Here is a 16,205-nt window from a genome sequence, read left to right as displayed (position 1 = left end):
CTCATTCATTTTTTCATTAATTGTTCTTTATATAAGAATGGCACAGAGAATTAATCTCTGTGCCGTTTTAGTAATATAAATTTATAAAGCTCTACAGATTTCTGCTGTCATCTTAGGCTTGTTCATACAATAAATATGTATATGTCCCATACCGCATTTACGAAGGTCTTTAATCTGATCAACCGCATATGCGATACCTGCTTGGCGCATATCCTCAGGTGATTCTCCGTAACGGGCACAAATGTCTGCAAGCTTTTTAGGAACGGAAGAACCTGCAAGTGTAACAGTTGAACCAATCTGTTTTGCTGAGGTAATAGGCATAATTCCGGCAACGATAGGAACTACAATACCAGCTCTATCAGCTCGTTCCACGAATCTATAATAGTCAGCATTGTCAAAGAAAAGCTGGGAAATAAACATCTTGGCGCCCATATCCTGTTTCATTTTCATGAAGGCTATATCAGAGTCTATTGAGATAGCTTCTGGATGTTTTTCTGGATAGCATGATGCAGAAACATCTAAAGATGTGTTACTATTAAGGAAACGAATTAAATCTGTTGCATGAGGAAAGATTCTCTGGGCAAATTGCTCCTCAGACATATCCCTAGGTTTATCTCCACGAAGAGCGAGGACGTGGGAAACTCCTTCCTTTTTTAAATCATTAGCAACAGTTAAAATATCATTTTCATTTGAACCAACGCAGGTCATATGAGCCATTGCATCAATTTTGAGAGTGTTTTGAATATAAGAAGCGATTTCGACTGTCTTCTTTGAACGGCTACCACCAGCACCATAGGTTACACTGATGAAGTCAGGGCTTAGCTCAGAAAGCGAGTCAAGTACCTTGAAGCAGTTGTCAAATTCGTCATCTTTTTTAGGGGGGAAAACTTCAAACGATAATGAAGAATCCTTTTGTAGCATTTCGTTTAACATAAATATCCTTCCTGAGTTGTATTCACACTAATTACACATATTTGAAATAAAAAGATAGTATCATATCTACTAGTTAAATTAAAGGGAAACTGGCTTTTTGAAACAAAAAAGATACAAGGGAGTACAACTATGAAGCTACAGAGTTTAAAAGAGGTTTTCTTTAGAGAGGGAAAAACAAAATTTCCAGAGCATAGAGCCTTGGTGCGGCAGCTTGGTGCTGATGGTATGGTGTTGTTAAAAAACAACGATATGCTGCCGCTTAATAGGGGAAAGATTGCTCTTTTTGGTGCAGGGGCCATAGATACAGTTTACTGTGGGCTCTTCTATAACTTCGTATATACGGATAAAAATATAAGCATTAAAGAAGGTCTTTTGGATAACGGATTTACGTTTTCTACTGACACATGGCTGGCAAAAATGGAGAAGGCCATGCGACAGGGTGAGAAGGTAAATAAAAGAGTAGAGGAAGAACGTTTCTATAGTGGTCAGCGTCAGAATGTGGAAGAGGTGCCAATTTCTGTTGCTGACATGGCAGAAGCTATTTTAGGAACTGATACCTGCGTATACATTCTAAGACATAGGCCAGCTGAGCGCTCTTTAGACGAGACTGACTATCGTCTCACAGAAACAGAGCTGGAGAATATCAAATTAATATCTAGCTCCTTTAAGAAAGTTGTACTTGTAATTAATGGTGGAATGGTTGAGATTGCTTCCATTGCTAGAATGAAGAGCATTAAGGCCATAATATATATGGGCTTGCCTGGTATGGAAGCAGGTAATTCCCTTGCTGATGTTCTTACAGGAATTGCAAATCCTAGCGGCAGGCTATCTGTTAGCTGGGCTAAAAAATACAAGGATTATTCAACCTGCATAAATGTGTCTCGCAAAAAGGGCGAGATAGATGAGATAGATTATAAAGAAGGCATTTATGTTGGATACCGTTATTTTGATGCCTTTGATGTGGCACCTCTATATCCTTTTGGTTATGGTCTTAGCTACACTGACTTTGCCATGGAGGCCACCTATTTCGAGGCGAGCTGGATGGGCATCATGCTCAGAGTAAAGGTAACAAACACAGGAAATGCATCTGGCAGACAGGTGGTTCAGCTATATTGCTCTCAGCCTGCAGGCCAAATAGAAAAGCCATATCAGATGCTTGTTAGCTTTGCCAAAACAGGAAAACTAAAACCAGGTGAATCTGAAGAGCTTACTCTTAAGGTCCCTATTATGCCATTGACTCAGTTTGATGAGGATATACCAGCGTGGGTTATGGAAAAGGGAGATTATTTATTCAGAATAGGCGTTAATTCAAGAAAAACAGAAGTATGTGCAAAGCTTGTTTTAGATAAAACCACAGTGATAAAAAGAGTCACTGATAGTATTAAACCGACTAAAAAGCTAGAATTTCTTACACCGCCTGATAGAGAAATGGAAGAAACAGGGTATATTTTTGCTGCCCAATTATTTGGCGATGATTACAATTCTGAGAACAAGATTGTAAAGCCTACCAAAACCTTTACAACTTATGTTCCAGAGGGCAGTAGCTACGTGTCCTATGTTAATAGTAATCCATATGATATTCCTGATAGGGCAAAGGAAAATATTGAGTACATCAGGCCTTGTGGAACAACCACGCTATTTGATGTTATTAAAGGTAATGTTACTATTCAGGAGTTTGTATCATCACTTTCACCAGAAGTACTGGCAAGAATCGTAGCAGGCGAAGTTGAGGAAACTAAAATAAAAAGCCCAAGCAGATTTGATTTTGATTTTAGCTTGGATAAAAATAATGTCCAGGTTGCAGCAAGAACAACATCCCAGTTTGCAACCTCACTTGGTATACCAGGTGTTACAATCGCCGATGGCCCATCAGGCTTGCATATTAAAGGAGAGTATTGCACATGCTTTCCATCCCCTATAAATATGGCTCAGACCTGGGACATGAGCGCAATGGTTAGGTTGGGCAGAGCCTATGGACGAGAAATGGAATACTACGGCATTGATTATTGCTTAGCTCCTGCCATAAACATTATTAGAAATCCTATGCAGAATCGTATTTACGAATTCTATTCTGAGGATCCAACATTATCTGGAATACTTGGCTCTGGATTCATAATGGGGGTAAAACGATATGAGGGAAGAAATGTTATTGTTAAAAACCTTCCAACCTTCAATCAGGAAACAGAAAAAGAAGACATTAATATAAATATATCCTCTAAAGCTTTTGGGGAATTATATCTGAGACCGTTCTCAGCCTGTGTGTTTACCGCTTCACCAGCTGGCTTTATCAATACCTGCAATAGGATAAATGGCGTGTACGCTACAGCTATGCGAGGCTTAAATACAGATATTGTTAGAAATGACTGGGGCTTCAAAGGCTTTGTATTATCTGACTGGGGGTCAATTTCTGAGAAAGCAAATGATTTGCGAGCAGGCTGTGATTTAATCATGCCAGGCTATGATCCGGACAAAATATTAGAGGCAATGATGGAAGTCGAGCCTACCTTTACAGCTGATGGCTATGTTCAGGTGGTTGAAAAAGCATTTTTCTATGGTAAACCAATGATTAACTATGAAAAATGGGGCTCATTTCTTCTAGATAAGGAAGGGCAGGACACAGTTGTAACCCACGTTCAGCCTGATGTTCAGCTTAATCCAATAGTTCTTGAAAAACAAAAACAGGGCTTATGTTTGGTTGAAAACGGTGCTGATGGAAGCAAAACAATCACTTATAAAGGAATTAATCGAGGCGCATATTTTGCCCTTGGCGAGCTGCAAAATGCAGTAATTAACATTCTATCCGAAATTAAGAATTCTGCTTCCATGAAAAAGTTGATGGACAAAGCCAACATTTAGCGGAAAATGTATATTACACAAACAAACTAGTGAAAATGTTTATTTTATAATTTGACTCCCTCGTATACAATGTATAAAACGTAATTGTATATGGAGGGGGTTTTTATGTTAGGGGAAGTATTTGCTGTAGTAATATTTGTCGCAATGTTTGGGTTTATAGTTTGGGATAGATTTCCTAAACATATTGTGACCCTTAGCTGCGGTGCACTTACTAGCATTCTTGTATTTGGGGTAGGAATGCGAAGTGCAAAGGCTTTTTGGAATACTATAGCTATTAGTGGAATTATAAAAAAAGAATTCTGGTATACTGCCGGCGAAGCTGCCGAGCAAACATCTGGAATTAATTGGGCTACCATTATTTTCCTATGGGGAATGATGATAATGGTTGAGGGCATGGCTGAAGCCGGTTTCTTTGATTGGCTTTGCCTAAAAATTGCAAAAATGGCAAAATATGAGCCGATTCGAATCTTTGTGTCTTTTATGATTTTGTCGGCATTTCTTGCCATGTTTATTGATTCAATTACAGTAATTCTATTTCTTGCAGCAGTTACTATAAGACTTGCAAGAACTCTAAAATTCAATCCAGTTCCAGTTATTATGGCAGAAGTGTTCTGTGCCAACCTTGGAGGCAGCGCAACAATGTGCGGAGATCCACCTAATATCATTATTGGAACTTCACTTGGATATTCATTTGCAGACTTTGTCATGAATACAGGTGTAATAGGTGCAGTTTCACTATTAATTATTATTTTGTATTTTTATTTTACAATGCGAAATAGATTGCAAGACCCTTCTGACAAAGTAGACATTTCAAAAATTAATGTAGAGGTAAAAATTGACAATAAGGTTGAATTTATAAGAAGCACGGTAATATTTGTTTTGGCGGTGATTATGTTAATTACCCATGCAATGACTGGACTAACAGTTTCATTTATCGGTGTGTTTATCGCCATAATTACCTTGATTGCATCTAGACGTAAAGCATTAATGCTTTTAAAAAGAGTAGATTATTATACATTGCTATTTTTTATTGGACTGTTTGTAGTAGTAGGCGGCTTGGAGCAGACAGGAGTTCTAGAAGAAATAGCTGGCTTTATAGCTAAGGTTTCTGGCGGTAACCCTTATATTATGATTGCAATCATTCTATGGGTAAGTGCAATAGCATCAGCATTTATTGATAACATTCCATTTTCTGCAACAATGATTCCTGTTATCAGCTCTCTTGCCGCTCAGACACCAGGAGTGGATTTACATACAATGGCATGGACCCTGGCAATAGGAACTGATATTGGTGGAAGCATGACACCTATTGGCGCCAGCGCAAATGTTGTTGGTATTTCTACAGCAGGTAAAGAAGGATATCCAATTAGTTGGTCAACCTATTGTAAAGAAATGGTTCCAGGAACAATGATTGTTCTAGTGGTATCAATGTTAAACATTTACTTTAGATATTTGTAATTGTGGAATATTTCGATTAGAATAAATATAGGTAGATACTGAAAGGGGGAGCGTATGGGGCAGTTTATTATTTCAGTAGGTAGAGAGTACGGAAGTGGTGGACATGAGATTGCCACTATCTTAGCGGACAAATTCGATGTGCCAATGTATGATCGCAATATGCTTGATCAGATGGCTGAGAAAAATGGTATAGATGCAGAGGATTTACACAAACATGAGGAGATGAAGCACAAGGGTCTTGTGCGAACAGTCAGAGGACATTCTTCATCAATGCAAGATACCATTGCCAAGCTACAGTTTGATTTTATCAGGAAAAAAGCTGAGAGTGGTGAGAGCTTTGTTGTGGTTGGTCGTTGTGCAGAAAATGTTTTGAGAGGGAATCCTGCATTGATTTCTATATTTGTCAGAGGAGATGAAGCTGCAAAGGTAGAAAGAATTTGTCGTTTATATAAGCTTAACAAGCTTGAGGCAAAGGCGAAAATGCTTCGCCATGACAAAAAGCGAAAGGCTTATCACAACTACTACTCAAAAATGAAATGGGGCGATAGTCGCGGCTATGACTTCTGCGTAAACAGCTCGCTTATGGGGGTTGAAAAAACAGCTAACGCTCTATATGAGATGCTTTCTGAGTATCTAAAAAACAAGTAATAAAGGTATTGGGGATTTTGGAGAATAATGTATAGTGTTTTTTTAGTTGAGGATGAAATTGTTATCCGCGACGGTCTTAAGGCTAGCTTCCCATGGGAGCAATACGGCTTTTCTTATGTAGGTGATGCTGCTGATGGAGAGGTTGCGTTGCCACTTATCAGGCAAACTAAGCCAGATGTTTTGATTACTGATATTAGGATGCCATTCATGGATGGAATATCTCTTTCTAAAATGATTAAAAAAGAGCTTCCTAACACACGTATAATCATCATCAGCGGCTTCGATGATTTTTCTTATGCCCAGGAGGCTATAAGCATTGGTGTTGATAATTATCTTTTAAAGCCTATCACAAAGGATAAGCTTGGTGAGGTGATGTCAGAAGCCAAAAGTAAACTGGATAAGGAAAATGAAAGAGATAATTACTTAGAGCAATTCAAAGCTGAAAGTCAGGAATATGAACAGTTCTCACGTGTACGATTTTTTAATCAATTGGTAGGGGGAACTTTGTCTGTCTCTCAGGTCTATGAAAAATCCGAGGAACTTGGATTATCATTTGATACCACAAATTACAATTTAGTGTTGTTGGATTTTACACCTATGACAGGTGCAGCCACAGCTCTTGCCTATTCAAAGCAAAGAGCAAAGCTCTCTGACCAGCTTATGCAGTATTTAAAATGTTGCCCAGAGTATTTAGTGTTCCATTGGAGCATGGATACCTACGCAATTATCGTAAAGGGCGACGAGGATTCAATAGACGCTAACACTACTAATTTGATAAATAACATTCAGCGAAGATGCATGATGTATGATGAGGATATTCACTGGTACTTGGCTCAAAGTGGAGTAATAAATCGTATATCCGAATTCGCTAAGGCTTGTCAGGTGGCAAACAAGAGATTGAGCTGTCGCTATATCAAGCCAAACGGTCATATTTTTACAGATGATGATATAAATGATATCCAAAAATATGATGAAAATAGTAATGCTACAGTTGACCAGAGATTAGTGCTTTTGTTTTTGGAAAATGCTGAAGAATCAGAAATCGAAGGCTTCTTGGATAACATTGTAAATCGCCAAAAGAAAAATGCACTGAAGTCTAGCATTTTCTGTAAATATTTTGCAATGACAATGTATATGTGCGTTTGCGATTATCTGAAGAAGCTTGGGGCAGATCCAGACCAGATTCTCGACTCAAGTGTAAGAACCTCTATTGAGAGTGTCACTGATCAAACAGTGCTTGAGTTTGTAGGAAAAATGTTTGAGGCTGCTATCGCAAAGAGGAAAAGTGAGTTTGGAAAGCAATCCCGTTCCCAGCTTACAGAGGCAATGAGATACGTGGATGCTCATTATACTGACCCAGGTTTAAGCTTAAATGAAGTGGCTCAAGAGGTTAATATTTCACCAAGCTATTTGTCAGCAATGTTCTCTAGAGAAAACAAGACTACCTTTGTCGAATACATTACATCAAAGAGAATGGAGCAGGCCAAAAAGCTTTTGCTTACTTCGAGTGAAAAAACGCAAGTTATTGCTGAACAGGTTGGATATAAGGACTCCCACTATTTTAGCTACATATTCAAAAAGACCTATGGTCTCAGTCCGAAGGAATATCGCACAAAGGGGCAGGGAGCATGATAGATAGCACATTGTCATTAAAATCAAAAACAACAATGAAGAAGCTACTCCGTAGACTTATTACGGTTATATTGGTACCTATGATTATCGTAATTGCGATACTCATAGGTATCTTATGTTGGAATTCTTTTCAATACAGAACTATTCTACAGAATGTTACAGCGGCATCTGCCTTTAACCAAAATTTCAAGGATGATATAGACCTTAAGATGTTCTATTACGTTAGTGATAGTGCTTATGCCGAGGGAAAGCCTATAGAAGAGGTAGAGAGCGCTAGAAAGCTTGCTGAGACATTGCTTGAACAGACTACAGAAAAGGATAGTATAGACAGCATTGAGTCCGTTAGAGATCTATGCCAAACTCTAGAGCTTAGAATGAACGAAATTGATGACGCAGAAAGCTATGATGAGGGCATGGAGCAGCTGGAGAATAATATTTATATTCTTACAGATTTGGTTCAAACATATATGTATGATTATCTTTACCATGAGTCGGTTTATCTTAGCAAGATTCAAGATGAAATTGAGCAGCAGGTAAAGCTGGTTATATTTATGATACTAGCCTTGATTATTGTGGTTGGTATATTTGTAGTCATTTATGTTTCTAGGCTTACCGAGGCCATAACAGCACCCCTTACTAAGCTTACAGGTCGTGTTGAGGAAATTAGTAACGGAGATTTTGAACCGAAGGAGCCGGTGGATGCAGCAGAGATTGAAATTCAAAAACTATCAAATGTTTTTGAGGAGATGGTTGGAAAGCTCAATTATTTGATTCAAGAAAATAAAAAGGTTGAGCGAAGAAAACGTCACGCTGAGCTTGAGCTTTTGCAGGCTCAGATTAACCCACACTTTTTGTACAATACATTGGATACTATCATTTGGCTAATCGAGGCAGATAAAAAGCAAGAAAGTATTAGCATGGTTAGCTCGCTTTCTGATTTCTTTAGATTTTGCCTAAGCAGAGGCAAAGATATAATCACCTTAGAGGAAGAGGAAAAACACGTCCTTAGTTATCTTGCTATTCAAAAAACCAGATATCAGGACCGAATGGATTACGAGGTAAATATTCCAAAAAGCTTATATCAATTTGCGGTGCCAAAGCTAACGCTTCAGCCCCTAGTTGAAAATAGTATTTATCACGGAATAAAGCTACAACGTGAGAAGGGACATATTCGTGTCCAAGCCACTGATATTGGCGATAAAATAGAGCTTTCCGTTACAGATAATGGTGCAGGAATGACAGCTGAACGATTATCTGAGATGCGCCAGGCAATAGAAACAGGTGAGAGAATAGGCTTTGGTCTAAGAACTGTTCATGAGAGAGTGCAATTATTCTTTGGGGAAGAATATGGACTCACCATTACTAGCGCAGATGGCGTTGGCACAACTATTACAGTGGTTATTCCAAAGCAAAAGCAGGATGAAGAGGTGTTGGTGGATGTTTAAATACAAAAAAGCCTTGTGTATAATGCTTTCTTTATGTATGGTTTGGATGGCATTTGCATGTGGCAAAGATAAAACAGATGATAGCCAAAGCAAAAAAACGGACGATTTGATTGTTATAGGCTTTTCCCAGCCAGGAGCAGAGTCTGCATGGCGAGTGGCGTTAACTGATTCTGTGAAAGAGTCTTTTACAGAAGAAAATGGATATAAACTGATATATAAGGATGGTCGTTCCAAACAGGATAATCAAATAAAAGATATTCGAACCTTTATCCAACAGGGCGTGGACTATATTATACTGAGCCCCATTGTAGAAACTGGTTGGGATACTGTTTTGTTAGAGGCAAAAGAAGCGGGCATTCCGGTGATAATCTGTGATAGAAATGTTGTTGTAAATAATCAGTCATTATATACAGCCTACGTTGGTTCCAATTTTTTATCAGAAGGGGAACGAGCCATTGAATACATAGAAAATCTATATCAGCCTGGTGATGATGGGGTGGAGCCAGAAGTAAATATAGTTCATATTCAAGGAACTATTGATTCTTCCGCACAGATTGGTCGCTCAAAGGCTTTGGAAAGAGCTCTTTTGGAGCATGATAATTGGCATATTATCGCAGAGGAATGCGGTGAATTTACAAAGGCGAGATCCAAAGAAATTATGAAGCAAACATTGACAGAGGTGGATAGTTCTGAAATCAATGTGCTTTACTGTGAAAATGATGAGGAAGCAATGGGGGCGATTGCAGCCTTAAATGAAGCTGGAATAAAATGTGGTGTGGGAACATCAATTGCAGTAATTTCATTTGATGCCACAAAGAGTGCTCTAGAATTATGCATGAACGGTCAAATTAACATGGTGGCAGAATGTAATCCTATTCAAGGCCCTTATTTATACGACATAATTGAGGCCCTTAATAAAGGTGAAAATGTTTCGAAAATAACATACATTGACGAAACATCCTTCACCGGAGATTCTCTGACAGAAGATTTCATAGCCAGCAGAAAATATTGATTATTTATATGGGATGGTGACTGATTTACAGTCGCCATTCTTTTTTATTGTGATTAAAGCGCTGGCACATTCCTTTCCAATGGATTTGGCAGGTGTGAGAGCTGATGTGAAAACAGGAAATGTTCCATCTAAAGAAATGGAATTATCATCTAGATAAACTGCCGAAACAATTGAAAGGGCGTTTTTCATAAATCTATTGATGGAAGCATTATTTTCCGCATGGCTCCATAGAAAGCATTCGTCAAAAATGTTTAAATCTGCATCACGAATGGCATCAACAAATCCGGAAAAAGCATTTGATGAAGCTTTGTCATTTACAGTAAAAATACCCCCAAGCTTTTTATAACCGCTATTTATAAGTCTTCTAGCCATTTGGTACCCACGGTTGTAGTCGTCTAATGAAATGACTGTTGGATTATAGATTCCAGCTGGAGCGGACTCTATAAAAACAATAGGAGTTTGACGCTTTAGAAGCAATTGTATTAAATCCACATTTGTTGATGGAAGATTTGAATTACACATATCAATAATTAGACCTGCATATATTTCTCCAAGCAATAGATTGAGATATGAACGCTCAAGATGGTAGCGATTATCTGTTATATGGATTTCTGTTTGGAAGCCATTTTTAAGCAATTGAGAAACCAAATCTGAGTAGTATTCCTCTGAACTGCATATAGCCTCTTCCTTCAAAATGAGCATAACAGTTTTTGATTTAGAACTGTCACTTTTGGTGATTACGGTATTGCCACTTCCCCATTTTTTCTCAATAATACCCTGATTAACTAAAATACCAAGAGCTTGTCGTACAGTGGAACGACTTACATTGTATATTTCAGATAGCTCCACCTCTGTTGGCAGCTTTGTGCCTATAGGATAAACATCTTTTAGAATATCTTGGTTTATTTTTTCTTTAAGCAAAATATACTTAGGTGTCATAAATTATTTACCCCTAATCTAAAAAAATTACACATTATTTAATAAAATACTAACATATATCCGTTAAAATTGGTATAAATATTATCAAATATTAAAACGTACCAATCATAAATATTTCACATTCATATATAAAAGAATTTAACCAAAAAACGAAAAAGTGGGAAAATATTTAAAATTGGTATGTATAATTTGTGAAAAAACAAAATTGGTACTATTGGAAAATTAGAAACAGACTTAATTGATTGAGTAATATTGTTGGAGAAAAATATACGTGTTAGATTAATTACAGAAAAAACAAGACCGCCAGGAATAAGGGGCCTGGCTAAGGAGAAGGAAGGAGAAAACCTTATGAAAAAAAGAATAGTAGCAGGAATGCTCACAGCTCTTATGGCTGTATCAATGGTAGGATGCGGTGGCGCTAGCAGCGACACAGCTGACAGCGGAAATGCTGGATCAGATGCTGGAGCAGACGCAGGAACAGAAGAAGCAGCAGCTGACGGTGATGTAATCACAGTTGGTTTTGCACAGGTTGGTCACGAGTCTGATTGGCGTACAGCTTCTACAAAGTCAGTTCAGGATGCTTTCTCAGCTGACAAGGGATATGATTTACAGTTTGTTGACTGCGATAATGATTCAGCAGCTCAGATCGAAGCAGTTAGACAGTTTATTCAGGATGATGTTGATTACATCGTAATCGATCCTATCGTATCAACAGGTTGGGACACAGTTCTTACAGAGTGCGAGGATGCTGGTATTCCAGTAATCGTTATCGATAGAACAATTGATGATTCAGACAAGTATGTTTCATGGGTTGGTTCAGAGTTCATGAACGAAGGTCTTGCAGCTGGTACATGGTTAAAGGATTATGCTGAGGCTAAGGGCATCTCAGATCTTAACATCCTTGTAATCGAAGGCTCAAATGGTTCTTCTGCACAGATTGGACGTACAGATGGATTTAAGAAGATTGCAGATGCTGAGGGATGGACAATCCTTGATTCTCAGGATGGTAACTTCACTCAGGATGGTGGACAGCAGGTTATGGAGTCATACTGCAAGTCTTATGAAGGACAGTTTAACGTAGTTGTTTGCCAGAACGATAACGAAGCATTTGGTGCTATGGATGCTATGACAGCAGCTGGTGTTTCATATGGTGTTGACAAGGATGTAATCCTTATCTCATTCGATGCTTGCAAGTCTGGTCTTGAGTTCGTACAGTCAGGTGACATCAATGCAGACTTCATGTGCTACCCACTTCAGGGTGAGTATTGTGCAGATATCGTTCAGAAGCTCGAAGCTGGTGAGACAGTTGAGAAGCAGACATTCATGACAGAGCCATGGTATGTTGCTGAAGATATTCTTCCAAGCATTACTTACACAAACAACGCTGGTGAGGAAGTTACAGAAGAACTTGTAGTTGTTACAGATGCAGCTTCACAGGCATCTTACTAAATCGTAATGTCTAAGCAGGGGAAGGGAATTTCCTTCCCCTTTTATTAAATCAGCTAGTAGGTATCAAGCTCTTAGTGTTGCGCAGCGAAACATGTTAGTTGAGCGGAGCAATATCTAAGGCTTGAGACCGTAACTAGCGTAATTATTAGAAAAGCGGAGAAAAGATTATGGATGAAAATTTATTGATTACAATGCGTGACATATCCAAATCCTTTCCAGGTGTAAGGGCTTTGAGCCATGCCCAGTTTACTCTCAGAAAGGGTGAAATCCATGCGCTCATGGGAGAAAATGGTGCTGGTAAATCTACACTTATTAAGGTTTTGACAGGTGTTTACTCTCTTGATGCAGGAGAGATTCATGTAGCTGGTTTTGATGGACCAGTAGTTAATCACTCTACTCTAGAGGCACAAGAAAAAGGAATTGCTACAGTTTATCAGGAAGTTAACCTTTGTCCTAATTTGACTGTTGCTGAAAACTTGTTTATTGGTCGTGAGCCAAAAACAAAAATTGGTACCATCGATTGGCGTGAAATGAATAAACGTGCAAAGGATATAATGGATGGTCTAGACATAAAAATTGATGTAACTATTGCGCTTGAAAATTATTCTCTTGCAATTCAGCAGATGATAGCTATTGCAAGAGCTGTAGATATGGATTGTAAGGTGCTTATTCTTGATGAGCCAACATCATCATTGGATGATAACGAAGTAGAAAAGCTCTTCAAAGTAATGAGAGACCTAAAAGCTAAGGGAGTTGGAATTATATTTGTAACTCATTTCCTTGAGCAGGTGTATGCAGTATGCGATACAATCACCGTTCTTAGAAATGGTGAGTTCGCAGGTGAATATACTGTTGAGGAAATGCCTCGTGTCAAGCTTGTGGCGGCAATGCTTGGCAAGGACTTTGATGATTTGGCATCTATTAAGAAAGAGGGAGCAGGCCATGTTTCTGACGAAGTAGTAATTGATGCCAAAAATCTTAGTCATAAAGGTAAAATCAAACCATTTGATTTCCAGATTAGAAAAGGCGAAGTTGTTGGCGTTACCGGCCTGTTAGGATCTGGACGTTCTGAAATGGTTCGATGCATTTACGGAGCTGATAGAGCTCAAAGCGGTACTCTTCAGGTTAAGGGTAAAACTGTAAATATTAAAGAGCCAATCGATGCTATTAAGGCGGGTATGGGTTACTTGCCAGATGATAGAAAAGCTGATGGTTGTATTGGTGATTTGTCAGTTAGAGAAAATATTATTCTTGCACTTCAGGCAAGAAACGGTTTGTTTAAGAAAATTCCAGCGGCTAAACAAAATGAGATAGCTGACAAATTTATTGATATGCTTCAGATAAAAACAGCATCTCGCGAAACACCAATCAATCAGCTTTCAGGTGGTAATCAACAAAAGGTTATTCTTGCTAGGTGGTTATGCACACATCCGGACTTCTTAATTTTGGATGAGCCTACAAGAGGTATTGATATCGGTACAAAAACTGAATTCCAAAAGCTTGCTCTTAAGTTTGCAGAGGAAGAGGGCATGAGTATCGTATTTATTTCGTCTGAAATTGAAGAGATGCTTCGTACATGCACAAGAATGTACGTAATGCGTGATGGTGCCCAGGTAGGGGAGATATCTGGTGAAATGACTCAGGAGACAGTCATGGCAGCCATTGCAGGAGGTGGAGAATAATGGAGAATTTTAAGAAGCTTACTAAAAAGCCACTGTTCTTACCAATTTTCTGTTTGATATTGGTTTTGTTAATTAATTTGATTAAATCACCAGATTTTTTTGCAATCAAAATTAGCAACGGTGTTTTATTTGGTAGAGTAATTGATATTTTAAATAGAGGTTCTGAAATTGCAATTCTTGCAGTTGGACAGACCTTAGTAGTTGCAGTTTCAGCGGGAACTGATATTTCAGTTGGATCAGTTATGTCACTATCAGCATGTAGCTGCTGTATGTTGTTGGCTGGTTACGGTAATACAAATGTTTCAGCTCTTGTTATGCCTATTGCAGTTGGAATGATTGCAGGTGTATTAATGGGCGGTGTTTGTGGAGCTTTCAATGGTGCGTTAGTTTCAAAACTTAAAATCCAACCAATGGTTGCAACGTTGATTTTGTTCACGGCAGCCAGAGCTATAGGACTTCTTCTTTGTAACAACCAGATTACATATATTCGTGTTGAGGAATACAAATACTTAGGTAACTTTATCCCTGGATGCCCTATTCCAACACCAGTATTTGTAGCTATTGCAGTTATTCTTGTTGTAGCTATTTTCCTTAGAAAAACAGCACTTGGACTTTATATTCAGTCAGTTGGTATTAATAGTAGAGCAGCAAGAATTTCTGGTATTAACTCAGATGTAATTTGCTTTATCTGCTACGTAATCTGCGGTTTATGTGCTGGTATTGCAGGTATTGTTGCTTCATCTAGAATTTATTCAGCTGATTCAAATAATATCGGTTTAAACTACGAGTTGGATGCCATCCTTGCAGTTGCACTTGGCGGTAACTCACTTGGCGGTGGTAAATTTAACCTAGCAGGTTCAATAATTGGTGCCTATACAATCCAAGCAATAACAACAACCCTTCTTGCTATGGGTGTATCAACAGATGTTGCACCAGTATTCAAAGCTATCATAGTAATAATAATTGTAGTTGTGCAGGCTCCTGTATTCAAAGCCTATATGGCAGCACGTAAAGCCCAGAAGGCTCATGTAAAGGAGGCAGCATAATGAAAACAAAAAAGAAACTTGATTCAAACACAGTATTAATTATTATCACAATCTGCTTATTTGTTTTTATGTATGCTGTAGGTTGTGCAATTTATCAGAATAAGGGCTTTGGAAACCTTCAGACTTTCCTAAACATCCTTATTAATAATGCAGGTCTTATCTGTGTAACATGTGGTATGACTTGCGTAATGTTAACAGGTGGAATCGATATTTCAGTTGGTTCTGTAATCGCCATGGATTGTATGCTTTTGGTATATGGCATGACAGAGTGGCATATGGGAGCAGTTCCAATGGTACTTTTAGTACTTCTTATCGGTTTGGTATTTGGCCTTGTACAAGGATTTTTAGTTGGATATTTACAAATCCAGCCATTCATCGTAACAATGGCAGGTATGTTCTTTGGACGAGGAATGACAGCCGTTATTTGTTCTGGACAGATTTCTATTACCGAAGCAGACAACCCTACTTTCTATGCTTGGGCTAATACAAAAATCAATTTACCAGAATTCTTAGGTCAGGTTAATAAGCATGGAAAGGTAGTTGTACCTTACATGAGACCAACAGTTTTAATAGCCATTATAGTTTTAGTAATAATCTTCCTTATGCTTAAATATACAAAGTTTGGTCGTAACCTTTATGCTGTAGGTGGAAACCAAACATCAGCAACAATGATGGGACTTAATGTTAAGAAAACAAAAATGCTTTCTCATGTACTTTCATCATTCCTTTGTTCAATTGGTGGAATCTTATATTGCTTAAATACAATGTCAGGTTCAGTTAATCAGGCAAGAGGACTTGAAATGGATGCAATTGCATCAGCGGTTATTGGTGGCACATTGCTTACCGGTGGTGTTGGTAATGTCATTGGTTCCTTCTTTGGTGTACTTATTAACGGTACTATTACAGTATTAGTAAACACAAATGGAAAACTTCTTTCTAGTTGGGCTAACATTGCAACAGCAGCTCTCTTATGTGTGTTTATAATCCTTCAATCGGTGTTTGCACTTGTTAAAGCACGCCGAAATAAGTAACTTTCTTTTTCAATAATCCCTCGGATGTGGGCAGATGCATTAGCATCTGCCCTAATTCGTTTTCTATAACACTG

At 38.3% G+C, this 16,205-nt stretch carries 12 protein-coding genes; 10 read left to right on the top strand and 2 right to left on the bottom strand.

From position 1 onward, the window contains the following. Positions 1-81: 81 nt before the first annotated feature. Positions 82-933 (bottom strand): methylenetetrahydrofolate reductase [NAD(P)H], encoded by an 852-nt coding sequence (gene metF / locus E7276_RS11625; protein ID WP_294217746.1) that lies wholly within the window; start codon positions 931-933, stop codon positions 82-84. A 129-nt stretch (positions 934-1,062) separates the two neighbouring features. Here metF and E7276_RS11620 point away from each other — a divergent pair, with 129 nt between their 5' ends. The 6 genes from E7276_RS11620 (at position 1,063) to E7276_RS11595 (ending at position 9,984) form a co-directional block, all read left to right on the top strand. Next, the gene (locus E7276_RS11620; protein ID WP_294217743.1) at positions 1,063-3,789 is read left to right on the top strand and encodes a glycoside hydrolase family 3 protein; all 2,727 of its coding nucleotides are present in this window, start codon (positions 1,063-1,065) and stop codon (positions 3,787-3,789) included. Positions 3,790-3,894: 105 nt separating this feature from the next. Then, positions 3,895-5,247 carry an SLC13 family permease gene (locus tag E7276_RS11615; RefSeq protein ID WP_294217741.1) on the top strand — a complete coding sequence of 451 codons (1,353 nt, stop codon included), beginning with the start codon at positions 3,895-3,897 and terminating at the stop codon, positions 5,245-5,247. 54 nt (positions 5,248-5,301) lie between these two features. Beyond that, positions 5,302-5,895 carry a cytidylate kinase-like family protein gene (locus tag E7276_RS11610; RefSeq protein ID WP_294217738.1) on the top strand — a complete coding sequence of 198 codons (594 nt, stop codon included), beginning with the start codon at positions 5,302-5,304 and terminating at the stop codon, positions 5,893-5,895. Between the two features lie 27 nt (positions 5,896-5,922). Beyond that, positions 5,923-7,527 (top strand): response regulator transcription factor, encoded by a 1,605-nt coding sequence (locus E7276_RS11605; protein ID WP_294217735.1) that lies wholly within the window; start codon positions 5,923-5,925, stop codon positions 7,525-7,527. Further along, positions 7,524-8,972 (top strand): sensor histidine kinase, encoded by a 1,449-nt coding sequence (locus tag E7276_RS11600; RefSeq protein WP_294217731.1) that lies wholly within the window; start codon positions 7,524-7,526, stop codon positions 8,970-8,972. Before E7276_RS11605 ends, E7276_RS11600 begins: the two co-directional genes overlap by 4 nt. Then, positions 8,965-9,984, top strand: coding sequence for an ABC transporter substrate-binding protein (locus E7276_RS11595; protein WP_294217729.1), 1,020 nt, complete (start codon positions 8,965-8,967; stop codon positions 9,982-9,984). The genes E7276_RS11600 and E7276_RS11595 overlap by 8 nt, the downstream gene beginning before the upstream one ends. On the opposite strand, the gene E7276_RS11590 is transcribed toward E7276_RS11595, so the two are convergent. Then, positions 9,985-10,923, bottom strand: a complete 939-nt coding sequence (locus tag E7276_RS11590; protein WP_294217726.1) for a GntR family transcriptional regulator — start codon at positions 10,921-10,923, stop codon at positions 9,985-9,987. 348 nt (positions 10,924-11,271) lie between these two features. On the opposite strand from E7276_RS11590, the gene E7276_RS11585 reads away from it, so the two are divergent. The 4 genes from E7276_RS11585 (at position 11,272) to E7276_RS11570 (ending at position 16,131) form a co-directional block, all read left to right on the top strand. Further along, complete coding sequence (locus tag E7276_RS11585; RefSeq protein ID WP_294217723.1) at positions 11,272-12,372, top strand: ABC transporter substrate-binding protein; 1,101 nt, start codon at positions 11,272-11,274, stop codon at positions 12,370-12,372. 167 nt (positions 12,373-12,539) lie between these two features. Next, positions 12,540-14,054 (top strand): sugar ABC transporter ATP-binding protein, encoded by a 1,515-nt coding sequence (locus tag E7276_RS11580; RefSeq protein WP_294217720.1) that lies wholly within the window; start codon positions 12,540-12,542, stop codon positions 14,052-14,054. Beyond that, positions 14,054-15,100 carry an ABC transporter permease gene (locus E7276_RS11575; RefSeq protein ID WP_294217718.1) on the top strand — a complete coding sequence of 349 codons (1,047 nt, stop codon included), beginning with the start codon at positions 14,054-14,056 and terminating at the stop codon, positions 15,098-15,100. Before E7276_RS11580 ends, E7276_RS11575 begins: the two co-directional genes overlap by 1 nt. Continuing rightward, positions 15,100-16,131, top strand: coding sequence for an ABC transporter permease subunit (locus E7276_RS11570; protein ID WP_294217716.1), 1,032 nt, complete (start codon positions 15,100-15,102; stop codon positions 16,129-16,131). Before E7276_RS11575 ends, E7276_RS11570 begins: the two co-directional genes overlap by 1 nt. Positions 16,132-16,205: the final 74 nt, after the last annotated feature.

This window comes from Pseudobutyrivibrio sp., from assembly GCF_015057185.1.
Classification (GTDB): Bacteria; Bacillota; Clostridia; order Lachnospirales; family Lachnospiraceae; genus Pseudobutyrivibrio.
This window is presented reverse-complemented; position numbering and strand designations above follow the sequence as displayed.